Genomic DNA, 20441 nt, shown 5'->3' with positions numbered 1-20441 from the left:
CGCACCCCCCGCCCCCCCCCCCCCCCCCCGCGCCCCCCCCCCCCCCCCCGCCCCCCCGATCCGGGGAGCGGGCGCGTTACTCGTGCCGGGCGGTCAGGCCGGGTTGCGCGGGTGGAAGTACTGCTGCGCGGCGGTCAAGCCCCGCTCGCTGAGCATCTCGACGGCGTCGGCGGCGTCGGAGACGAGCAGGGGCAGCTCCTTCGCCTGCGCGCCGGAGAAGCGTTTGAGCACGTAGTCCGCGGTGTCCATGCGTCCCGGGGGTCGACCCACGCCCACGCGCACCCGCGCGTAACCGGGCCCGCCCATGGCCTTGGTGATGTCCCGCAACCCGTTGTGACCGCCCTCCCCGCCACCGCACTTGAGCTTGACGGCGCCGAAGGGCAGGTCGACGTCGTCGTGGACCACCACGAGTTCGTCCGCGCCCAGGGAATAGTACTTGGCCAACGCGCTCACGGGCCCCCCGGAGACGTTCATGTAGCTCAGGGGCTGGGCCAACACGAGTCGCGGCGCCCCCGGACGCATCCGGGTCTCCGCCACGGCGGCGCGCGCCTTGTGAGCGGAGAGTTTCACGCCGGCGCGCTGCGCGAGTTCGGCCACGACCATGGCACCGACGTTGTGCCGGGTCCCCGCGTAACGGTCCCCCGGGTTGCCCAGTCCCACGACCAGCGTGCGCTGCGTCATCTCGTGTCCCTTCTTCCGGGCGGGGCGGCCCCGCTCGTTCGTCCCGCACCGTATCGGGTGTCGGATTGTTCGTTGCCGGGGCCGTGTCCGGACCCGGGGACGACGGCGGCGGCAGGCACACGTGGTGCTTGCCGCCGCTCATCACATCGCCTCAACCCGTTACGGACAGGCGATCACTCGGATCACTCGTCGTCCGAGGACTCCCCGGCCGACTCCTGCGCGGTCTCGCCCTCGGCGTCCTCGGCCTCCGGCTCCTCACCCAGGTCCTGCTCCACGGGCTCGGACACGTTGATGACCAGCAGCTCGGGGTCGGACACGAGCGTGACACCGGAGGGCAGGGTCACGTCCGCGGCGTAGACGTGCTCGCCGGCCTCGCGGCCCTCGATGTCCACGACGACGTTCTCGGGAACCTTCAGCGCGTCGGCCTCGACGAGCAGGACGTTCTCCTCCACGTTGTGCACGGCGGTCGCGGCGACCTCGCCCTCGACGGTCACGGGGACCTCGACCTCGACACGCTCACCGCGGCGCACGGTCAGCAGGTCGATGTGCAGGATCTCAGGGCGCACGGGGTGGCGCTGGACGTCCTTGATCATCGCGAGGTGGCCCTCGCCGTCCACGTCGATCTCGAGCACAGCGTTGGAGTTACGGGACGCGAGCATCATTTCGTGGCCCGGCAGGATCACGTGCAGCGGCTCGGCACCGTGGCCGTAGATCACGGCGGGGATCTGGTCGTTGGCGCGCACGCGGCGGGAGTAGCCCTTGCCGAACTCGGTGCGCAGGGTCGCGGGAATGGTGATGACGTCCACCATGGTGGTTCTCCTTCGATCGTGGGTCTGGTTGGTTACCGTCAGACCGTCCGAGTCACGGTGGAGGTGCTCGCACCGTGCGTCCCGAACGTTGTTACGACCGACGTGGTGCGGTACCCACTCGCCCACCGCCCGGGATGCACTCACCGGTCGCGATGGATCGTAAGGATCCACAAGCCGTCGTCGATAACGGGGCGGGACGACCGCCCCCTCGCCTTGGCAACGGGCCCACGATAGCACGTGCCCCACCCCCGGCACCGCCTCCGGGTTTGACCCCCAAGCGGGCGACGACGCGGCCCCGTCAAGAGCGTCACATGTCCTCAATTCTGTACCGATTCGTGAATTTAGGGGGTATTCGGGCAGGTGAGAGGGTATGTTGACTGATTAGCGGGCGTAAATCTCGGGGGAGATGAACACCGCGGTGCGGGGACTCGTTGGGAACGGTCCACGCATCGGAGCGAGCGCGTGGGGCGTCTCGCCGTCGAACGGTTTTTGGGGGAAGGTTCGTCGACCGTGTTCCAACATGCAAGCCAGAAACACAAGCACCTGTCGTGGCGCGAGAGCTACCAGACGAAACTGAGGATCTACGACGCTTTGTCCCTGGTGCTCGCGCTCGCCGCGGCCCAGGCCCTGCGGTTCGGCTGGCTGCAGGGGTTGCTGCAGGTGGACGTGCTGCCCGTGCCCTACTGGCTCGTGGGGCTGCTGCTGGCCGTGGGGTGGTGGCTGTGGCTCGAGCTGCGCGGCACTCGCGGTGTGCGCCTGATCGGTAACGGCGCGGAGGAGGCAAAGCAGCTCGTCACGGCCTCGCTCGCGCTGTTCGCCGCGATCGCCATCGCCTCCTACGCCTTCAACGTGCCCACGGCGCGCGGGTATATCCTGATCGCGCTGCCCCTGGGGACCCTGACCCTTCTCGCAGGACGCATGTGGGCGCGGCGTCAACTCATGCAGCGGCGCAAGAACGGGCTCAACATGTCCCGCACCATGGTGGTGGGCCGTTTCCCGGGTGCGGTGGAACTCGTGGGTGAGTTGCAGAGCCGGCCGGACGCGGGGTTCAACCCCGTGGCTGTCTACATGCCCACCTCGCACCACCAGCTGCCGCAGTCCCTGCACTCCGTGCGGGTGCCCGTCAACGCACTCGCGCCGGAGGAACGCCCGAGCGTCCAGGGGATCATGCAGGCGTGCCGCGAGCACGACATCGAGACGCTCGTGATGGCCGCCGCGGTGCCCCTGAACACCACCGAGATCCGCCACCTGGGCTGGGCGCTCGCGGACGAGCGGATCCGACTGGTCATGAACACCGGGCTCACGGACGTGGCCGGACCCCGCATCCACACCCAGCAGCTCGTGGGTCTGCCGCTGATCCACGTGGCCACGCCGCGTTTCACCCGGGCCAAGAAGATCGTCAAACGCATCATCGACGTCACCGGGGCCCTGGCCGCGCTGATCATCCTCTTCCCCGTCATGCTCGTGCTGGGCATCCTGGTCAAGGCTCACGACGGCGGTCCCGCGTTCTTCGCGCAGGAGCGCGTGGGGATCGACGGCACCCGGTTCCGGATGCTCAAGTTCCGCTCCATGTACACGGACGCCGAGGAACGCAAGGCCGCCCTGATGGCCGCCAACGAGTCCCAGGGGGACGTGCTCTTCAAGATGAAGGACGATCCCCGCGTGACCGCACCCGGCAAGTGGATGCGCCGGTTCAGCCTGGACGAGCTGCCGCAGTTCATCAACGTGCTCAACGGCACCATGTCCCTCGTGGGGCCCCGCCCGCCGCTGGCCAGCGAGGTGGACAAGTACGAGCAGCACGTCTACCGCCGCTTGCGTGTGCGGCCCGGGATCACCGGCCTGTGGCAAGTCTCCGGTCGCTCGGACCTCGACTGGAACCAGACCGTGCGCCTGGACCTGTACTACGTGGAGAACTGGTCGCCGGTGCAGGACATGGTGATCATGCTGCGTACCGTGCGTGCGGTCTTCGCGTCCGAAGGCGCCTACTGAGGTCGAAATCAGAAGTATTTCTTCTCGAAATGCAATCGTGATGCCCGTTGCGTGTGGGATACCTCAAATTCCTGGGTGACCACTTACACTTTCTAGTGCGGGGGGGGGGGGGGGGGGGGGGGGGGGGGGGGGGGGGGGGGCCGCGCGGGGGGGGGGGGGGGGGGGGGGGGGGGGGGGGGGGGGGGGGGGGGGGGCGGCCCCCCCCCCCCCCGGGGGGGGGCGCGCCCCCCCCCCCCCCCCCCACGGCCCTTTTCTGCTTCTCATGTTCCCGTGAGGTGTGAGGTGCGCTGACGCGTGCGGCTCAGGCCACCGTGATGATCTGCAGGTCCTGCCCCACGGTCACCGCGCCGTCGTAGCCGCGGCTGGCCAGCCGGTGCCACTCCACGGGATCGATGGTGCCGCCCGTGTTCTCGATGTGCGAGAGCACCAGGTGGTCCACATGGGAGGCCTGCGCCACGGGTCCCATGTCCTCAACCATCACGTGGGCGGAGTGCGGGGGGCATGATCTCGTTGACGGCCACGAGGGAGTCGTAGTCCCGGACGTCCTCGTCCCGCATGAAGATGTTGTTCGTGTAGGCGAACGCCCGCAGCAGGTGCGCGGTCATGGACTTGGTGCCCGGTGTGGGTTCCTCCGGGCTCGCGATCCCCACCGGCCGACCCCCGAACGGTTCCGGCAGACCGCCCGCGGGCCCGGGACCGTACACCGCGAGCTGGCCGGGGATAACGTCCCCGTTCTTTCGGCCCGTCGTGGACGCCATCATGAAGTCGTTGAAGTAGTCGGCCACGGGATCGGCATGCAGATGGGTCAGGAAGATCCCCCGCAGGGACGCGAAGCTCAGCCCCGCCTTGTGGAACTGGGTCACGCAGGCGCGTCCGCAATCGACCAGGTACGTGTGCCCGTCCACGATCGGTGCGGACGAGATCCCGGCGCGGTCCGCAGCCATGGGCGGGCCCGCCTTGGTCCCCACTTCTCGGGGTCACTCGTGACGCGGTGCGCGAGCTCCGCCTCGGTGATGCTGCAGTGGTGGTTCTCGTGCCTCAGCCGAAGAGCTACAGCCCCAGGGTCGGGCTCATGACCAACAGTCCCAGGGCCATGATCAGGCTCCTTCCGTGAGCAGTTCGCCCCGGGCGGGGGCGTTCTGGGCGTAGGGTGCATCCCTTGCGGGGGTGCCCAGGATGCTGTGCAGCGCGGCGCGCAGTTCGGCGGTGGGATCCGCGAGGTCCTGTCCCGCACCTATGCCGTGGACGGCGATCTGCAGACCCAGTTCCTCGCCGACGACGCGAACGGCCTCGCGCCACGGCGCCCCGCCAATCCCGGTCAGCAGGGTGAACCGCCCGCGGCCCACCAGATCGATCGTGGAGACCCGGCGGCCGTCCTGTTTCAACCACACGCGGGGCACCACGGCCCCGGGGTGCGCCAGGGGCTGGTGGACGAACTCGTGATCGTGCACGAACGCCAGCATCGGCCCGTCCTCGAGCACCGCCGAGGACGTGTAGCGCTGGTTCATCTCCACGCCGTGGGCGTTGAACCGGCAGTCCGCGTCGTCGAGGATCTTCTGCACCTCATCGCGGCGCTTCTCACCGCTCGGGGTGTCCGCGAAGAAGTCCTCGAGCGCGGCCCGACCCTTGCGGTAGGTCTCTGCGAGCACATGGTTGATCTGTCACTGGCTGATGTTCTTGATCCTGATCTCCACCGAGTCGTCCCCGATGTTCTTGCGGACGCGCTCCATCATGGCGTCCTCACCGAGATCGATCTGCTCGACTGCCGGGTCATACATCACGATCAGCACCCACTCGTCCCACGCATGCACGGTGATGAACGTCCCGGAGTCGAGCCAGACATCGCGTCCCGGCTGCATGGAGAAGAACAGTGTCTCCAGGCGGTGCTCGCGGTACTTGGTGAGATCCGCCTCGAACCACACGTTCACGGCGTACCCCAGACCGGTCTCTCCCTCCATCCCTGTCCCAGCCTGCTGGCCCACGAAAGAACGCCCGCCGTCCGCGCCGATCACGTACTTGCCCGCACCGTGGCGGCCTCGCCGCTGGCGCGGTCGCGGATCACGGCCGTGGCACCGGCGTCGTCCTGGGTCAGTTCGAGCAGTTTGGTACCGAACCGGATGCTCGCCCCGTGGCGCTCGCCGGCGGCCGCAGGATGGGTTCCAGATCGTGCTGGCCGATGTTGCACATGGTCGTGGGGTTCGCGGTGTCGTACGCGACCCGCAGGTCGTCACGCCCGCCCCACGCCTTGCGGCGCGCGATCTCGGTGTCCGCGAAGGACGTGGCCCACACGTTGCTGACCATGAGCTCGTGGGAGCGGTCGGTCGGGAGGACGCCCCCGAGGCCCGCTGGCTCATCAAAGAGCACGCCGTGGCGGGTGAATCGGCGCGGCTTGTGGGGTGAGGTGCTCGTTTTTGCGACCCGCTCATCTCCTGTTAGAGTATTCCGCGTTGCCCCGATAGCTCAGTGGTAGAGCGCCATCTTGGTAAGATGGAGGTCCCGGGATCGATTCCCGGTCGGGGCTCTCATGATGAGAACCTGCGGCTCTTTGCGAACCGTGGGTTTCATCCATGATGTGGCGGTGTAGCTCAGCTGGTTAGAGCGCACGACTCATAATCGTGAGGTCGACGGATCGAGCCCGTCCACCGCTACCGTTCAGGCGCCGTTCCCCTCGGGGAGCGGCGCCTTCGTCGTCCCCGGGCACAATTGCTCCGGGACAGCCGGTCCCGCACCACCCGCTCCTGAGCAGTCCGGGAACGGGCGACCTCCTCGCCGATTGCTGAGCCACCCGTCCGTCAGGTCGACTCGCGGACGAGCCCGATTCACCTCGCGGCTGCTTGGCCCTGTTCCACTCGAGGAACAGGGCGCCGCACTCCGGAGCAGCCTCCGGGGCGGGCGGTCACAATCGGACGTCGGAGGGGCGAGGCACCATATCGGGTAGCGGATCAATGCTGGCACAGCGACCCACCGAGAAGGGCGCGGCTGGACGAGCGCGTGCACGGCCCCGGTAGTTCGTGCGGGCCCGCTCGCCCAGTACTCTGGGAGAAATTCTTCCCAGCGATCGAGGAGAGTCATGGCCATATCCGCCGACGTGGTGGGCAGGACCTACCCGTCCATCCCCCCGTACCTCGTGGGCCGCGAGAAGATCCGCGAGTTCGCGAGCGCCGTCCACGCCACGGATGCCGCCCACCACGACGTCGCCGCGGCGCGCGCTGCCGGGTACGCGGACCTGGTGGCCCCGCCCACCTTCGCGATCATTGTGTCCCAGCGGGCCGACGCCGCCCTGGTCAACGATCCCGAGGCCGGGATCGACTTCTCGCGCGTAGTGCACGCGGACCAGCGGTTCACGCATCACCGCCCCGTGGTCGCCGGGGACGAGCTGACCGCCGCGGTCACGGTGGACAACGTGCGTCCCCTGGGATCCGGGGCCATGGTGACCTCTCGCGTGGAGATCACCACGGTGTCGGGGGAGAAGGTGGCGACCACCGTGTCGTCGCTGTTGGTACGCGGGGAGGACCAGTGAACATCACGTTCGACGAGCTCGAGAAGGGTCAGTCCATCGGGGAGCGCCGCGTGGAGGTCTCGCGCGCGGACCTGGTGCGTTATGCGGGCGCGTCTGGTGACTTCAACCCGATCCACTGGAACCAGGATTTCGCGCAGGGCGTGGGCTTGCCCAACGTGATCGCCCACGGGATGTTCACCATGGGTGCGGCCGTGGCGCTGGTGACCGAGTGGGCCGGCGATCCCGGCGCCGTGGTGGACTACCAGACCCGGTTCAGCAAGCCCGTGGTGGTCCCCAACGCGTTCGAGGACCGCGTGGTCCCGGGCACCGCGCTGACCGTGAGCGGGGTGATCGGAGTCGTGGATCCCGAGGCGCGTTCGGTGCGCGTGGACCTCACCGTGACCGCTCCGGACCTCTCCGAACCGGACACGGATCCGGCCGAGGCCAAGGAGCTCAAGGTGCTCGTCAAGGCTCAGGCGGTTGTGCAGTTCCCGCACTAGAGTGGTGCCTCATGAACGCAGCACGCCTGTCCCACCTCACGACCACGGCCGTGGGGGGCCCCGCAGAGAAGGTCGTGGAGGTGACCACGGAAGCGGAACTCGTCGACGCGGTCTCCTACGCCGACGACGCCGGTGAGCGCGTGTTGATCGTGGGCGGCGGCTCCAACATCCTCGCCTCCGATCAGCCGTTCGCGGGAACCGTGGTGCACGTGGCCACACGCGGGATCACGGTCACGGACGAGGACGGCTCGGCCGACCGCGACTCGGAGACGGCGCTCGTGGACGTCGCCGCGGGAGAGCCGTGGGAGGACACCGTCCGGGAGACGGTGCAGCGCGGGCTGGCCGGTCTGGAGACCCTGGCCGGGATCCCGGGCACCACGGGTGCCACGCCCGTGCAGAACGTGGGCGCGTACGGCGCGGAGGTCTCCCAGTGCATCGTGCGGGTGCGGGTGTGGGACCGGGAAGCCCGGAAGGAGCTCACGTTCGGTTTCGCGGACCTGGAATTCTCCTACCGTGACTCCCTGCTCAAACGCAGCATGACTCACGGTTCACCGCGCTACGTGGTGTTGTCCGTGACGTTCCGCCTGCGCAGGCAGGAGCAGTCGATGCCCGTGCGCTACGCCCAGTTGGCCGCCGCTCTCGGGGTCGAGACGGGCCAGAGCGCACCGCTCGCGACCGTGCGGGACACCGTGCTGCGACTGCGAGCGGGCAAGGGCATGGTCCTGGACCCCGAGGACAGGGACACGTTCAGCACTGGGTCCTTCTTCACCAATCCGGTGGTCCCGGAGGACGAACTCACGGATCGGATCCCCGCGGACGCCCCCCGCTACCCGGTCCTGGACGCCAGGGGACAGGAGGTTCCCGGCGCGGTGAAATTCTCCGCGGCGTGGTTGATCGACCACGCCGGTTTCGGCAAGGGATTCGGGCTGCTGGGCACCCGAAACGAGCTGTTGGACCTGGACGGCGGGGAGGTCGCCGGAGGACGCGCGGCGCTGTCCGGCAAGCACACGCTGGCCATGACGAACCGGGGCACCGCTTCCGGGGAGGACGTCGCCGCCGTCGCGAGCACGGTACAGCGCGGCGTGGAACAGGTCTTCGGCGTACGACTGGCCCCCGAGCCCGTGCTGATCGGGCTGTCGCTCTGACGAGCGCGACCCATGGGGCGAACGGAACAGTCGTGATGATCGGGGCGAGCGGCGTCGGCACGGCGCACCGCATGTGCGGGACGCGCGAGCTGAGCTGGGCCGACAGTGCGCCCCGCACAAACGGGCCACGCGGGGCAGGTTGCGCCGGCGCGTCGCACCACCTGAGTGGGACGCGCGCATGAGTTCCGAGCTGCACGAGGAGATCGAGCGCGGCGAACGCGGGGGCCGGGTGCACCGGGCGGTGCTGCGGCTGCGCGCGTGGTCCGAGCGCCACCCCGTGCTGCGGGTCCTGCACAAGGCCACCGTGATCGTGCTCGGCGGGGTGTTCGTGCTCGCGGGGATCGTGATGCTCGTGACGCCCGGGCCCGGGTGGCTTGCGATCTTCCTGGGGCTGGGGATCTGGAGCACCGAGTTCGAATGGGCCCACCGGCTGAATCAGCGGATCAAGCAAGTCGCGCTGCGTGCGTGGCGGTGGTGGGCCAACATCATGGCGCAGTGGCGCTACCGGCGTGCCCGGGACAAGCCCCACACCATGGTGCAGGGGCCGCGGCACATGCGGGCCACGACCCCTGATGATCCTCGCTAGGTCCGGGAACCCCACCAAACGCGCGGATCAACGCGCGCACCGAAACGCCCGGATCAGAACCTCATGATCAGAGGGTTCCCGTGGCGATCTTGAGCATGCGCCGCACGGGCTCCGCCGCGCCCCACAGCAACTGGTCGCCCACGGTGAACGCGGAGATGTACTGCGGACCCATGGACATGGTGCGGATACGACCCACCGGGATCTGCAGGGACCCGGAGGCGGCCACCGGCGTGAGGTCCCGCATGGAGTCCTCCTTGGTGTTGGGCACCACGGTGGCCCATTCGTTGTCCGCGTCCAGCAAGCGCTCGATCTCCGCGACGGGGACCTCCTCGCGCAGCTTGACGGTCAGCGCCTGGGAGTGGGAACGCATCGCGGCGATCCGCACGCACAACCCGTCCACCGGGATGGTCCGGTCCCCGGAGCGGCCCAGGATCTTGTTGGTCTCCGCCTCGGCCTTCCACTCCTCGCGGGACTGGCCGTTACCCAGATCGGCGTCGATCCAGGGGATCAGGGACCCGGACAGCGGGACCCCGAACTGGGTGGTGTCCAGCTCACCGCCGCGCTGCTTGGCGAGCACGGCGCGGTCGATCTCCAGGATTGCGGAGGCGGGATCCGCCAACGGGTCGGCGACGCTCGCGTGGATGTCCCCGAACTGCTGGATGACCTCGCGCATGTGGCGCGCACCGCCGCCGGAAGCGGCCTGGTACGTCATGGACGTGGCCCATTCCACGAGCTCGTTGCGGAACAGCCCGCCCAGCCCCATGAGCATGCACGAGACGGTGCAGTTGCCTCCCACGAAGTCCTTGACGCCGCGGTCCAGGGCGGCGTCGATGACGTCCCGGTTGACGGGGTCCAGCACGATCACGGCGTCGTCGTTCATGCGCAGCGTGGAGGCGGCGTCGATCCAGACGCCGTCCCAGCCGTTCTTGCGCAGCTCACTGTGCACGGCCTTGGTGTAGTCCCCGCCCTGGGTCGTGACCAGGATGGGCAACTTGGAGAGTGCCTCGAGATCGTGGGCGTCCTGCAGCACACCAGGATCCCCGGCGCTCCCGACCGAGGGGGCCGGACCCCCCGCATTGGAGGTGGAGAAGAACACGGGATCGAGCTGGGCGAAATCGTTCTCGGCGCGCAGGCGGTCCATGAGCACGGAGCCCACCATGCCGCGCCATCCGATGAAACCTACGGCGGCGGGTTGTGAAGTCATGCCCCCCAGTCTAGCGAGGCACCGTGTTCAGCCCCGAGTCCGCGGGTCCGGGGTGGTGGCCAGCAGCTCCCGGTAGGACGGGAAGCGACGCATGTAGTCCTGGATGTAACTGCACGTGACCCGGACCTTGAGGCCGCGCTGCCGGTAGTCGTCCAGCACGCGCGTGACCAGTGTCCGCGCGTATCCGCGGCGGCCGAAGGCCTCCGAGATGATCGTGTGCTGCAGGTCCACGGTGCCGTCCTCGAGCACCTCCACGCCCAGGAACCCGATGTACTGCTCCCCGTCCCACAATTCGTAACGTGAAGCGTCGTGGTTGGGGACGACCTTCAGGTCTGGGCTGTTGTTGATCTGCGGTGTGGGTTCAGTCGTCACGGTGGGGACCTCCATCTCGAGCTGTGTGTCCCATCACGCTATCCCATCGCCCCTGGTCACGGTCCCGGTCGCGGCACCGCGCGTGTATTCGTCGATCCGGTAACGGACCCCCTTGGCGGACTCGGCCCAGCCCGCGACCTCGCGCCGCGCCCACTCGTCGTCGAGGTGTGGGGCGTGGGTGTCGCCGGTGACGTCCAGCTCGATGGTGGTCACGAGCGCCCGGGTCAGGGGCAGCGGAGCGTACGCGGCGGCCTCGCGCCACACCCCCGGGCCGCCGATCACCCAGATCTCGCGCGCGGTCCCCGGCACGAGGGATGGCCCGTCCGAGGAGGCAGCGTCGGTGCGCGACGAGGTCCCGGCGGGCGCGGCATCATCGGCGCCGGGGGCCGGGGGCAGCAGGCGCAGCGCGAGGGCCACGGCGGCGTCGTACGAGTCCACGGCCCACACCCGCGAACCGTCCGCGGGCACCGAGTCCGGACGGGAGGTGATCACGATGTTGGGCCGCCCCGGCAGGGGCCGGAAACGCTCCGGGAAGGACTCCCACGTGCGCCGACCCATGATCACCGGGTGCCCCACGGTGGTGCGGGAGAAGAACCTCAGGTCCTCGGGCACGTGCCACGGGATGCTGCCGTCCGCCCCGATCACGCCGTCCGGGGACTGCGCCCAGATCCCGCCCACGGCGACGTTGCTCCCGCCGTTCGGGCGCCGCTCACCCTTTGCGGGAGCCACGATCGCGGCGAGTGCGTCCGAGCCTCGCCCGTTCACGACGTCCCCGTTCATACCGCCACCGGGGCCTTGATACCGGGGTGGTGCTGGTAGTCGAGCACCTCGAAGTCCTCGAACTCGTAGTCGAAGATCGACTCCGGACGCCGGCGCAACTGCAACCGGGGGTACGGGTAGGGCTCACGCGCGAGCTGGGTGCGCACCTGCTCCAAATGGTTGGAGTAGATGTGGCAGTCACCCCCGGTCCACACGAACTCACCCGGGACCAGATCGCACTGCTGCGCGATCATCACGGTGAGCAGCGCGTAGGACGCGATGTTGAACGGCACGCCCAGGAACAGGTCCGCCGAACGCTGGTACAGCTGGCAGCTCAGGGCGTCCGGACCGTCCTCGCGCGGCTGCACGTAGAACTGGAATAGCGCGTGGCACGGGGGTAGCGCCATCCGGTCCACCTCCGCGGGGTTCCACGCGGTGACCATGTGCCGGCGCGAGTCCGGAGTGGTGCGGATGGACTCGACTACGCGGGCAATCTGGTCGATCGTCTCCCCATGCCCGGCGGGCCAGCTGCGCCACTGCACGCCGTAGACGGGCCCCAGGTCCCCGTTCTCATCCGCCCACTCGTCCCAGATGCTCACCCCGCGCTCCTGCAGCCAGCGCACGTTGGAGGAGCCAGAGAGGAACCACAGCAGTTCGAGCGCCACCGAGCGGAAGTGCACGCGCTTGGTGGTCAGCAGGGGGAAGGAGCCGCCCAGGTCGTAGCGGATCTGGCGTCCGAAAACCGACAGCGTCCCCGTGCCGGTGCGGTCCGTCTTGGGGGTCCCGTTCTCGAGCACGTCCCGCAGGAGGTCCTCGTAGGGAGTGGGGATGGGCATGGGTCTCCTCTCACGACGCCGCTGCGGCGGCCTCCGCGCGGCGCGCACCTCACGAACGGTCGGGGCGCGCCCGGGTGGGGACAGCGGCGTCGGCGTGGGCATGAACGCGGGCCGGGGGCCCGGCGGTCGGGGTGGTGTCAGTCGTCGAACGGGGAAATGATCTCGAAGCCCACGGCGCGGGCGCTCTGCGAGGCCCGGGGCATGTGCAGCACGATCATCTGACCGGGGCTCAGGTACGGGTCCGCGTCCGGCAGTTGCGCTGCGAGCGCGGGCGGCAGGTGCTTGGCGAGCACCTTCAACACGGTGGGCAGCACGGGGCGGTGGGTGCACAGCACCACGGGACGCTCGGTGTCGAAGAGCTGCTCGGTGACCTGGGCCGCGCGCTTGGGATGGCGCTTGTGGGCGGCCTCCGTCAGCTGTGAGCGCTCCTTGACCTTGATCCCGTACTTCTTGGCGTAGGGCACCACGGTGGAGATGCAGCGCAACCACGGGGACGTCACCACGCGCTTCGGTTGCCACGCGGCGAGCAACCGGGTCACGGCGAGCGCCTGACGCTTGCCCGTGGCGGCGAGCGGGCGGTCCCCCTCGGCGCGCTGCCAGGAGGAACGCGGCTTGGCCTTGGCGTGGCGGATCACGATCACGGGGCGGGTGGCCAGGGAGGCCCGCGCGTACAGGCGGGCGAGTTCGTCCAGGGGAGCGGTGTCGTCCTCGTTGGTCAGGATCGAGCGGGCCCGGGCCACGGGCAACCAGCTCATCCGGTCCACCTCGTCGTCCTCCGGGGACGTGTGGGCGAACGGGGAGACCTCCGCGGCCCAGTAGCGCACGAGCTTGTCATGACCGCGGACGGTGTACTCGGTGTCCGCGAGGTGGACTCCCAGGGTGATGTGCAACCCCGTCTCCTCGCGCAGCTCGCGCACGGCCGTCTCCGGCAGCGTCTCGCCGTCGTCCTGCTTGCCCTTGGGCCAGGACCAGTCGTCGTAGCGGGGGCGGTGGATGACCAACACCTGGAGTTCGCCGTCCACCACCCGCCAGCACACACAGCCGGCGGCGAGGATGTCGTACTTGCTCAGGGTCTTGTTCTTCGCCATGACCTGCTCTCCGTAGTCGGACGCTCGACTCGACCGCGCGGCGCGGGCGGGGTTCGGTAACGATCGTAGCCGTCTCAGCTGCGGTACATGACGTCCACGTGCCAGCGCTCGAAGCCCAGGGATTCGTACAGCGCCATGGCCGCGGGGTTGTCCGCGTCCACGTACAGCATGACCTCGTCCAGCCCCTGTTCGGCCAGGTGGTTGATGCCCGCCGCGGTCAGGGCGCGGCCGAGTCCGTGGCCCTGGTGGTCCGGGGCGATCCCCACGGCGTAGACCTCACCGATGGCCGCGGCGTCCCCCGAGGCCGGGTGCACCTTGGTCCAGTGGAAGCCCGCGACGTCGTCCGGGTCGTCCGCGGCGACCGCGAGCAGGAAACCCCGGGGATCGAACCACGACTCGTTCTCGCGTTCCTGCAGATCGGCGAGCGTCATGCGGCCCTGTTCGGGGTGCTCGGCGAACGCCGCGGCGTTGACCCGCAACCACGACTGCTCGTCCCGGCCCACCTCGAACGCCCGGATCTCGAGATGTTCCGGTAGGTCCACGGGCAGGGGGACGTCCTCGGCGCTGGCCACGGCGCGCTTGAGCTGGTAGAGGTCCCGCACGGCCTCGAGGCCGTGGAGCTCGGCGAGGCGTTGCGCGGCCACGTGGTTGCCGTGGGCCCAGGCCTCAACGGTGCCGTCCAGCTGAGCGCGCAGCTGCCCCGCGATCGCCGTGGCCACACCCCGGTTGCGGTGCTCGGGGTCCACCACGAGCTCCACCGTGTACGTGGACGCGCGATCCGGCTGCGGCACGACCACCGCGGCACCCACGAGGCGCTCGCCGTCGGTGGCCGCGACGCACGTGACCCCCGCACGGCCGGAGCGCACGTCCACGAGGGTCTGGTCGGAGAACGGCGGTTCGCCGTCCGCGGCGTGGGCGCGCTCGGCGAGCGCCACGAGGTCGTCGGGGAACGGGATGTCGCCGTGGGCGGTCACGGTCACGGACATGGGATGCCTCCTCGGTGGGTCATGGCGCGCGATCAGGGCGTCTGGTCCCTGCCCGCGGTGTAGCTGTACCCCACGTTACGCACCGTGGTGATCAGGTGCTCGTGATCCGCACCCAGTTTGGCTCGCAGCCGACGGATGTGGACGTCCACCGTGCGCGTCCCGCCGTAGTAGTCGTAGCCCCACACCTCGGAGAGCAACTGGTGGCGCGTGAACACCCTGCCCGCGTGCTGGGCCAGGAACTTCAACAGCTCGAATTCCTTGAACGTGAGGTTCAGGGCCCGCCCGCCCAGTTTCACGGTGTAGGAGTTCTCATCGATCACCACGGCCCCGGCGCGGATCACGGCGTCGTCGTTCTCGAGCGCGTTCGTCCCGGCGTCTGCGAGCGCGAGGCGCAACCGCGCCTCGATCTCGGCGGGTCCCGCGGTGTGCAGCAGGACGTCGCTCACGCACCATGACGGCGCCACGGCCGCCATCCCGCCTTCGGTCACCGTCACGAGCACGGGCAGCGGGCGTTCGAGCCCGGACAGGGAGACGGCCGTGTTGCGAGCCGTCACGAGGTTGCGGGTGCCGTCCACGATCACCACGTCCGGGCGCGCGGACCCGGTCAGTGCACTGCTCTCGTCCGGGGCGTGCACCCGCACCCGGTGCGGCAGCAGCTCGAGCGCGGGCAGCGCGGACTCCATGGCGGGGGAGGCGGTGCTGAGCAGGGCGATGTGGGTCACTGTGGAATCCGCTCGGACGCGAGGTGACCGCTCCCGCGCGGGCACGGCCGATGACCGGGCCAGTATAGGCGGGCCCCGTGGACGTGCGGGGGTAGACGTGACCCGCCGCGAGGCCCGCGCCGGTTACGCTGAAACGGGTACGCACCACACCGCCCGCCCTCGGCCCCGAAGGAACCCCGCCATGAAGTACGCGCGCATCATCGTCGCCGCCGTGGTGGCGCTCGTCCTCGCGCTCACGGCGGGCGTGATCGGCTCGTGGGCGCCGCTGCTCGTGTCCGTGGCCATGGCCGTGACGATCGGTGTGGGGTGGCCCGCCGCCGCGGGGATCCAGGCGCGGCGCCGGCACAACGTGCTCATCGCGGTGGCCGGCACCCTCGCGTGCCTGCTCGTACAACTCGTCCCGTCCCAGCGCCTCGTGTGGTTGCCCGCGATCATCGGTGTGTCCTTCATGGCCGTGTGCGTGGCCGAACTCGTGCGGGGGGAGGGCGCCAAATACCGTCTGGAATCCGCGCTGGCCTCCGCGACGGGGGTCCTGGCCGCGGTTGCCGCCTCGGGGTGGATCGCGTTCTCCCGCGTGGCCCACGACCAGGGACTGAGCAGGTGGCTCACCGTCGCGGGCGTGGGCGCCCCGCTGACCATCATCCTGGTGGTCGCCGGTGCCCGCGTGATCTCCGCGGCCCCCGAGAACCTGCGCCGCAGGGGCATGATCACGCTCGGTGTCACACCCGTGGCACTGTTCGGTATGGTGGCCGTTTTCGCGACCCAGCTACTGGCCGCCGTGGTAGCGTGAAGCCATGCTTGCTCTCGAAATCTTCTACCTCGTCCTGCTCGGCCTCGCGGGCCTGTGCATCCTCGGAATCTCCTTGAAGGTCGTGTTCAGCCTCTTCAAGGGCCAGCTGTAACTCGTGCCCGTCGAGATCCCCACGGACCTGACCCCCGAACTCGTTCCCTTCGCATGGCTGTTGGGCACGTGGGAGGGCAACGGCTTCATGGGATACGGCGACGCCGAACAGCGTGCCTTCCGGCAACGCGTCACGTTCGAACAGACCGGCTTACCGTTCATGATCTACCGCGCGCAGACCACGCTGCTCAACGAAGAGGGCGAACCCCAGCGCGAGGCCACGTACGAACAAGGGTTCTGGGAGCTCGCCCGTCCTCGTGAGGACGGCGACATCGGACCCGGGATGCTCCCGCCGGACCCCGTGCCCGTGCTCAAGTCCGCACAGGACGTCGAGGACCTGCGCAACGCGGACGGCGGCTTCGACATCTCCGTGACGATCGCCCAGCCCGGCGGCGTCGCCGAGCTGTACCTGGGCCAGATCAAGGGCCCGCGCGTGGACCTCAGCACGGACGCCGTGATCCGCGCCCGCGGTGCCAAGGAGTACGTCTCCGGGACCCGGCTCTACGGGCTCGTCAACAACCACCTCATGTGGGCGTGGGACATGGCCGCGCAGGGCCACGAACTCGCTACGCACGCTTCCGCCGAACTGAGCAAGGTCGAACCCCAGAAGTGACTGACACCGCACCCTCATACTCCTCCGTCCTGTTGCACCGCCACGGTGCCGTGACCGCGGAAGCGCTGGACGAGGGGGTCGCGGCGCACTACGGCGCCCCCGTGCACGAACAGCGCGCCCTGGCCCGGGGGAGGGCCGTGGTGGACCAGTCCCAGCGCGGCGTCGTGACCGTGAGTGGCCCCGATCGACTGAGCTGGCTCACCACCTTGTCGTCGCAGGTGCTCACCGGACTGACCCCGGGAGTCAGTACCGAAACCCTCTTCCTGAGCATCCAGGGCCGCGTGGAATTCGCTCCGCACGTGGTTGACGATGGCGGGACCACGTGGTTGATCACCGAGGCCCGGGAGGCCGCAGGGCTCGTCGACTGGCTGACCACCATGCGCTTCGCCCTGCGGGTGGAGATCGAGGACGTCAGTGACCGCTGGGCGGTGCTCGTCGCCACGCGGGACCTTCGTGAGCTGCTTCCCGCCCAGACCAACCCCGTGCTGGTGTGGCATGACCCGTGGCCGGGCGTCGGCGCGGGCGGTCACGCCTACGCCGTGACCGAGGACCACCCGGGTGCCGCGCGCTCGTGGTACGAACACCTGATTCCGCTCGCGTCGTTGGAGACCGCGGTCGCGGCTCTCGAGGAACAGGGGTACTCGCTCGCCGGTTCGTGGGCCGCGGAGGCCCTGCGGATCGAGGCCTGGCGGCCGCGCTGGGGCGCGGACACGGACGAGAAGACCATCCCGCACGAACTGGACTGGATGCGCACCGCCGTGCACCTGGCCAAGGGCTGCTACAAGGGCCAGGAGACCGTGGCCCGCGTGCACAACCTGGGCCACCCGCCGCGCCGGCTCACGTTCCTGGACCTGGACGGTTCCCAGCACACGCTCCCGGGCCCCGGGGCCACGGTCGAGCTGAACGGCAAGGTTGTGGGTCGCGTGACCGCGGCCCAGTTGCACCACGAGGCCGGCCCCATCGCGCTCGCCGTGCTCAAACGCTCGGTCGCCCCGGACGCGGTGCTCACCGTGCGGGACACCGTCGTGCAGGGCTCGGAGGAGGCCGCATCGAACGGCAACGGCGCGTCCGACGACGCCGCGGGCGGCACGTCCGCGGACGCACCCGCCGAACAGTGGGCCGCCGCCCAGACCGTGGTGGTCCCCCCGGATGCCGGGTCCGTGGTGGGCCGGGCCCAGGGGCTCATGCGCGGTCCGCGCGGCGGTGGAATGCGGCTCTGACCTAACACGACTGATATGTGGTGACGCCCCGTTCCCCTCGGAGGGGAACGGGGCGTCACCACGAGTCGGGGCTCAGCGACCGAACAGCACCTTGGCCTCGTCGTAGCGGTCCTGCGGTACCACCTTGAGCCCGTCGAGCGCCTCGGAGAAGTCCACGCGCACCACGTCCGTGCCGCGCAGCGCGCACATCTTGCCCCACTGCTTCTCGGTGGCCATTCCCACGGCGGCGATCCCCAGTCGCGTGGCCAGGACACGGTCGAAGCCGGTGGGCGCGCCACCGCGCTGGATGTGACCCAGGATCGTGTTGCGGGTCTCGATGCCGGTGTTCTCCTCGATCTCCCGCGTCACGAAGTCCCCGATGCCCCCCAGCCGCGGGCGCCCGGACGCCTCGGTGCCCTTGCCCGCGATGGCCTCCTCGCGGTCGTCGGGGATGAAGCCCTCCGCCACGACGACGAGCGGTGAGCGGCCGCGCTCGTGGACCTCACGGACCCACTCGGAAACCTGCTCCATGGACTCCCGGAATTCGGGGATCAGGATGGCGTGCGCGCCGGCGGCCATGCCGGAGTGCAGCGCGATCCAGCCCACGTGGCGGCCCATGACCTCCGCGACCATGCACCGGTGATGCGATTCGCCGGTGGTGCGCAGCCGGTCCATCGCATCCGTTGCGATCGAGACCGCGGTGTCGAAACCGAACGTGAAGTCGGTGGCCTGCAGGTCGTTGTCGATGGTCTTGGGCACGCCCACCACGGGCAGCCCCGCATCCGCGAGCCGCTTGGCGCCGGCCAGGGTGCCTTCGCCGCCGATCGCGACCACGGCGTCGATCCCCTGACCCTCCAGGACCTTGGCGATGTTCTCGGGACCGCCCTGGGGGCCGTCGAAGGGGTTGGTGCGCGAGGTGCCCAGGATGGTCCCGCCCTGGCGCGCGAGGCCGCGTACGCTCTGCCGCGGCAGGTCGATGATGTCCCCTTCGACGACGCCGCGCCAGCCGTCCCGAAAGCCCACGAACTCGTGATCGAAGGATTTGATGCCGTGCAACACCGCGCCGCGGATCACCGCGTTGAGTCCGGGGCAGTCCCCGCCGCTGGTCATGAGCCCGATTCGCATGTGTGCCTCAGTTCCCCTCTGTCGTGTCGTCTCGTTGTTCCCCTTCCATCCTAGTGAAGCGCGCTCGGCGTTGCCCGGGACACCGAATGAACGGATGCGCGGCACATGGTGGGTCCCGTCCACCCGTGGTTAATGTGGACAACTAAGATCGGGGGAGGATCTGTGAACACGCCGTTCGCGATGTCAGGCCACCAGGAGGACGTTATGACCGCCCAGCAAGAACCGGCCCGGGAGAACCTGCGCGAGTTCATCGACAAGCTCGTGGACCAGGGGTACACCGTGCGGGACGGGCAGTCCCCGGACCCCGATCTGATCGACCCGGGTGGAAGCGCGGTGGAGACGTGGCGTGAGGGGTACCCGTACGACGAGCGGATGTCCCGCGAGGACTACGAGCTCGAGAAGTACCAGTTGCAGATCGAACTGTTGAAGTTCCAGTACTGGGGTCAGGACAACGACCTCAAACACGTGATCGTGTTCGAGGGCCGGGACGCCGCGGGCAAGGGCGGGACCATCAAGCGTTTCACCGAGCACCTCAACCCCCGCGCCGCCCGCGTGGTGGCTCTGAACAAGCCCTCGGACCGCGAGCAGGGCCAGTGGTACTTCCAGCGCTACATCCAGCACCTGCCCACCAACGGTGAGATCGTGCTGTTCGACCGCTCGTGGTACAACCGCGGCAACGTGGAGCGCGTGATGGGCTTCTGCACGGACGAGCAGTACGAGAGCTTCATGCTGCAGGCGCCCGTGTTCGAGAAGATGCTCGTGGACTCGGGGATCCACCTGACCAAGTTCTGGTTCTCGGTGACGCAGCACGAGCAGCGCACGCGCTTTGCGATCCGCCAGATCGACCCGGTGCGCCGCTGGAAGCTCTCGCCCATGGACCTCGCGTCCCTGGACCGCTGGGAGGACTACACCGTGGCCAAGGAGGAGACCTTCCGCCGCACGGACACGGACCACGCCCCGTGGATCACCATCAAGTCCAACGACAAGAAGCGCGCCCGCCTCAACGCCATGCGCTTCTTCCTCAACCAGTTCGACTACGAGGACAAGGACACCTCCGTGGTGTACCCGCCAGACCCGCTGATCGTGCGCCGCGGCCGCGACGCCGTGGACGACTGACACCCGGCTCCTCCCACCGTCCCCCGGAAGCGTCCATGGTTGGCTCCACCCCCGTGAGCCGCCTGGCCTGATTGATTCGTGGCTGGGCGGCCGCTGGCGTATCCACCCTGTGCGAGGCCACGTCCCACTACGCGGTGGACCCGAACCCGCCGAACGTGGCCCTCCTGGCGTTGACCCTCTCGATCGCGGGGCTCGTGTGCGTGCTTCTCGCCGGGCGGCGTCTCGGCGCCGTACGAACCGCGTGTGTCGTGGCGCTGAGCCAGCTGCCCTTCCACGCGCCGTTCTCGCTGGGCGGTCATGCCGCGGGGCCG

At 69.4% G+C, this 20441-nt stretch carries 23 protein-coding genes, 2 tRNA genes and 1 pseudogene; 11 read left to right on the top strand and 15 right to left on the bottom strand.

Translation table 11 applies throughout. From position 1 onward, the window contains the following. Nucleotides 1-93: 93 nt before the first annotated feature. A complete protein-coding gene (pth, locus tag A5728_RS00975; RefSeq protein WP_064845258.1) occupies nucleotides 94-681 on the bottom strand; it encodes an aminoacyl-tRNA hydrolase in 588 nt (195 codons plus the stop codon). A 182-nt stretch (nucleotides 682-863) separates the two neighbouring features. Further along, complete coding sequence (locus A5728_RS00970; protein ID WP_064845257.1) at nucleotides 864-1490, bottom strand: 50S ribosomal protein L25/general stress protein Ctc; 627 nt, start codon at nucleotides 1488-1490, stop codon at nucleotides 864-866. 510 nt (nucleotides 1491-2000) lie between these two features. On the opposite strand from A5728_RS00970, the gene A5728_RS00965 reads away from it, so the two are divergent. Continuing rightward, nucleotides 2001-3479 (top strand): sugar transferase, encoded by a 1479-nt coding sequence (locus A5728_RS00965; protein ID WP_064845256.1) that lies wholly within the window; start codon nucleotides 2001-2003, stop codon nucleotides 3477-3479. A gap of 301 nt (nucleotides 3480-3780) precedes the next feature. On the opposite strand, the gene A5728_RS13880 is transcribed toward A5728_RS00965, so the two are convergent. From A5728_RS13880 to A5728_RS14620, 5 genes and pseudogenes are all read right to left on the bottom strand, one after another. Continuing rightward, nucleotides 3781-3960 (bottom strand): hypothetical protein, encoded by a 180-nt coding sequence (locus A5728_RS13880; protein WP_156523328.1) that lies wholly within the window; start codon nucleotides 3958-3960, stop codon nucleotides 3781-3783. Then, the gene (locus A5728_RS00960) at nucleotides 3950-4423 is read right to left on the bottom strand and encodes a hypothetical protein (protein ID WP_156523327.1); all 474 of its coding nucleotides are present in this window, start codon (nucleotides 4421-4423) and stop codon (nucleotides 3950-3952) included. Before A5728_RS00960 ends, A5728_RS13880 begins: the two co-directional genes overlap by 11 nt. A gap of 153 nt (nucleotides 4424-4576) precedes the next feature. Further along, nucleotides 4577-5128, bottom strand: a complete 552-nt coding sequence (locus A5728_RS00955; RefSeq protein WP_064845254.1) for a hypothetical protein — start codon at nucleotides 5126-5128, stop codon at nucleotides 4577-4579. A 12-nt stretch (nucleotides 5129-5140) separates the two neighbouring features. Further along, nucleotides 5141-5664: pseudogene (locus A5728_RS14365) on the bottom strand (FAD-dependent monooxygenase). Next, entirely contained in the window at nucleotides 5568-5843 is a 276-nt protein-coding gene (locus A5728_RS14620; protein WP_156523325.1) for a hypothetical protein, read from the bottom strand. The pseudogene A5728_RS14365 and the gene A5728_RS14620 overlap by 97 nt, the downstream one beginning before the upstream one ends. 85 nt (nucleotides 5844-5928) lie before the next feature. Between A5728_RS14620 and A5728_RS00940 the strand changes: the two genes are divergently transcribed. The 6 genes from A5728_RS00940 (at nucleotide 5929) to A5728_RS00915 (ending at nucleotide 9209) form a co-directional block, all read left to right on the top strand. Beyond that, a tRNA-Thr gene (locus A5728_RS00940) sits at nucleotides 5929-6000 on the top strand. Nucleotides 6001-6053: 53 nt separating this feature from the next. After that, nucleotides 6054-6127: transfer RNA gene (locus tag A5728_RS00935), tRNA-Met, on the top strand. A gap of 422 nt (nucleotides 6128-6549) precedes the next feature. Beyond that, entirely contained in the window at nucleotides 6550-6999 is a 450-nt protein-coding gene (locus A5728_RS00930) for a MaoC family dehydratase N-terminal domain-containing protein (RefSeq protein WP_064845251.1), read from the top strand. Further along, on the top strand, nucleotides 6996-7478 hold the full coding sequence (locus tag A5728_RS00925; RefSeq protein WP_064845250.1) for a MaoC family dehydratase: 483 nt from the start codon (nucleotides 6996-6998) through the stop codon (nucleotides 7476-7478). The genes A5728_RS00930 and A5728_RS00925 overlap by 4 nt, the downstream gene beginning before the upstream one ends. Nucleotides 7479-7489: 11 nt before the next feature. Then, the gene (locus tag A5728_RS00920) at nucleotides 7490-8623 is read left to right on the top strand and encodes a UDP-N-acetylmuramate dehydrogenase (protein WP_064845249.1); all 1134 of its coding nucleotides are present in this window, start codon (nucleotides 7490-7492) and stop codon (nucleotides 8621-8623) included. A gap of 178 nt (nucleotides 8624-8801) precedes the next feature. Continuing rightward, the gene (locus tag A5728_RS00915) at nucleotides 8802-9209 is read left to right on the top strand and encodes a PGPGW domain-containing protein (protein WP_064845248.1); all 408 of its coding nucleotides are present in this window, start codon (nucleotides 8802-8804) and stop codon (nucleotides 9207-9209) included. 67 nt (nucleotides 9210-9276) lie between these two features. On the opposite strand, the gene asd is transcribed toward A5728_RS00915, so the two are convergent. The 7 genes from asd to A5728_RS00880 form a co-directional block, all read right to left on the bottom strand. Further along, the gene (gene asd / locus A5728_RS00910) at nucleotides 9277-10413 is read right to left on the bottom strand and encodes an aspartate-semialdehyde dehydrogenase (RefSeq protein WP_082943128.1); all 1137 of its coding nucleotides are present in this window, start codon (nucleotides 10411-10413) and stop codon (nucleotides 9277-9279) included. Nucleotides 10414-10440: 27 nt separating this feature from the next. Beyond that, nucleotides 10441-10785 carry a GNAT family N-acetyltransferase gene (locus tag A5728_RS00905; protein ID WP_082943131.1) on the bottom strand — a complete coding sequence of 115 codons (345 nt, stop codon included), beginning with the start codon at nucleotides 10783-10785 and terminating at the stop codon, nucleotides 10441-10443. 33 nt (nucleotides 10786-10818) lie between these two features. After that, nucleotides 10819-11565: a dihydrofolate reductase gene (locus A5728_RS00900; protein WP_082943127.1), complete on the bottom strand. Its 747-nt coding sequence runs from the start codon at nucleotides 11563-11565 to the stop codon at nucleotides 10819-10821. After that, entirely contained in the window at nucleotides 11562-12380 is an 819-nt protein-coding gene (locus tag A5728_RS00895; protein ID WP_064845245.1) for a thymidylate synthase, read from the bottom strand. The genes A5728_RS00900 and A5728_RS00895 overlap by 4 nt, the downstream gene beginning before the upstream one ends. 137 nt (nucleotides 12381-12517) lie before the next feature. Next, entirely contained in the window at nucleotides 12518-13468 is a 951-nt protein-coding gene (locus tag A5728_RS00890) for an NUDIX hydrolase (RefSeq protein WP_064845244.1), read from the bottom strand. A 74-nt stretch (nucleotides 13469-13542) separates the two neighbouring features. Then, a complete protein-coding gene (gene mshD, locus A5728_RS00885) occupies nucleotides 13543-14454 on the bottom strand; it encodes a mycothiol synthase (protein WP_064845243.1) in 912 nt (303 codons plus the stop codon). Between the two features lie 32 nt (nucleotides 14455-14486). Next, a complete protein-coding gene (locus tag A5728_RS00880) occupies nucleotides 14487-15176 on the bottom strand; it encodes a response regulator transcription factor (RefSeq protein ID WP_064845242.1) in 690 nt (229 codons plus the stop codon). Between the two features lie 181 nt (nucleotides 15177-15357). Here A5728_RS00880 and A5728_RS00875 point away from each other — a divergent pair, with 181 nt between their 5' ends. From A5728_RS00875 to A5728_RS00865, 3 genes are all read left to right on the top strand, one after another. Then, nucleotides 15358-15966, top strand: a complete 609-nt coding sequence (locus A5728_RS00875) for a hypothetical protein (RefSeq protein ID WP_035959995.1) — start codon at nucleotides 15358-15360, stop codon at nucleotides 15964-15966. A 115-nt stretch (nucleotides 15967-16081) separates the two neighbouring features. Beyond that, nucleotides 16082-16690: an FABP family protein gene (locus A5728_RS00870; protein WP_035959982.1), complete on the top strand. Its 609-nt coding sequence runs from the start codon at nucleotides 16082-16084 to the stop codon at nucleotides 16688-16690. Beyond that, nucleotides 16687-17910: a folate-binding protein YgfZ gene (locus tag A5728_RS00865; RefSeq protein WP_064845241.1), complete on the top strand. Its 1224-nt coding sequence runs from the start codon at nucleotides 16687-16689 to the stop codon at nucleotides 17908-17910. The genes A5728_RS00870 and A5728_RS00865 overlap by 4 nt, the downstream gene beginning before the upstream one ends. Before the next feature lie 72 nt (nucleotides 17911-17982). Here A5728_RS00865 and A5728_RS00860 read toward each other — a convergent pair whose 3' ends face one another. Next, nucleotides 17983-19014, bottom strand: coding sequence for a 6-phosphofructokinase (locus A5728_RS00860; RefSeq protein ID WP_064845240.1), 1032 nt, complete (start codon nucleotides 19012-19014; stop codon nucleotides 17983-17985). A gap of 204 nt (nucleotides 19015-19218) precedes the next feature. Here A5728_RS00860 and ppk2 point away from each other — a divergent pair, with 204 nt between their 5' ends. Further along, nucleotides 19219-20130 carry a polyphosphate kinase 2 gene (gene ppk2, locus A5728_RS00855; protein WP_172644385.1) on the top strand — a complete coding sequence of 304 codons (912 nt, stop codon included), beginning with the start codon at nucleotides 19219-19221 and terminating at the stop codon, nucleotides 20128-20130. The last annotated feature ends 311 nt before the right edge of the window (nucleotides 20131-20441 follow it).

This window comes from Kocuria sp. ICS0012 (genome assembly GCF_001665945.1).
Classification (GTDB): Bacteria; Actinomycetota; Actinomycetes; order Actinomycetales; family Micrococcaceae; genus Kocuria; species Kocuria marina.
The sequence above is the reverse complement of the archived record's forward strand: the minus strand, read 5'-3'. Positions and strand labels throughout refer to the sequence as shown.

What these genes read in the sequence shown, in the direction of transcription:
- pth (WP_064845258.1), bottom strand. Translation starts at nt 681, where the DNA reads ATGACGCAGCGCACGCTGGTCGTGGGACTGGGCAACCCGGGGGACCGT.
- A5728_RS00970 (WP_064845257.1), bottom strand. Translation starts at nt 1,490, where the DNA reads ATGGTGGACGTCATCACCATTCCCGCGACCCTGCGCACCGAGTTCGGC.
- A5728_RS00960 (WP_156523327.1), bottom strand. Translation starts at nt 4,423, where the DNA reads ATGGCTGCGGACCGCGCCGGGATCTCGTCCGCACCGATCGTGGACGGG.
- A5728_RS00930 (WP_064845251.1), top strand. Translation starts at nt 6,550, where the DNA reads ATGGCCATATCCGCCGACGTGGTGGGCAGGACCTACCCGTCCATCCCC.
- A5728_RS00920 (WP_064845249.1), top strand. Translation starts at nt 7,490, where the DNA reads ATGAACGCAGCACGCCTGTCCCACCTCACGACCACGGCCGTGGGGGGC.
- A5728_RS00915 (WP_064845248.1), top strand. Translation starts at nt 8,802, where the DNA reads ATGAGTTCCGAGCTGCACGAGGAGATCGAGCGCGGCGAACGCGGGGGC.
- asd (WP_082943128.1), bottom strand. Translation starts at nt 10,413, where the DNA reads ATGACTTCACAACCCGCCGCCGTAGGTTTCATCGGATGGCGCGGCATG.
- A5728_RS00900 (WP_082943127.1), bottom strand. Translation starts at nt 11,565, where the DNA reads ATGAACGGGGACGTCGTGAACGGGCGAGGCTCGGACGCACTCGCCGCG.
- A5728_RS00895 (WP_064845245.1), bottom strand. Translation starts at nt 12,380, where the DNA reads ATGCCCATCCCCACTCCCTACGAGGACCTCCTGCGGGACGTGCTCGAG.
- A5728_RS00890 (WP_064845244.1), bottom strand. Translation starts at nt 13,468, where the DNA reads ATGGCGAAGAACAAGACCCTGAGCAAGTACGACATCCTCGCCGCCGGC.
- mshD (WP_064845243.1), bottom strand. Translation starts at nt 14,454, where the DNA reads ATGTCCGTGACCGTGACCGCCCACGGCGACATCCCGTTCCCCGACGAC.
- A5728_RS00875 (WP_035959995.1), top strand. Translation starts at nt 15,358, where the DNA reads ATGAAGTACGCGCGCATCATCGTCGCCGCCGTGGTGGCGCTCGTCCTC.
- A5728_RS00860 (WP_064845240.1), bottom strand. Translation starts at nt 19,014, where the DNA reads ATGCGAATCGGGCTCATGACCAGCGGCGGGGACTGCCCCGGACTCAAC.
- ppk2 (WP_172644385.1), top strand. Translation starts at nt 19,219, where the DNA reads ATGACCGCCCAGCAAGAACCGGCCCGGGAGAACCTGCGCGAGTTCATC.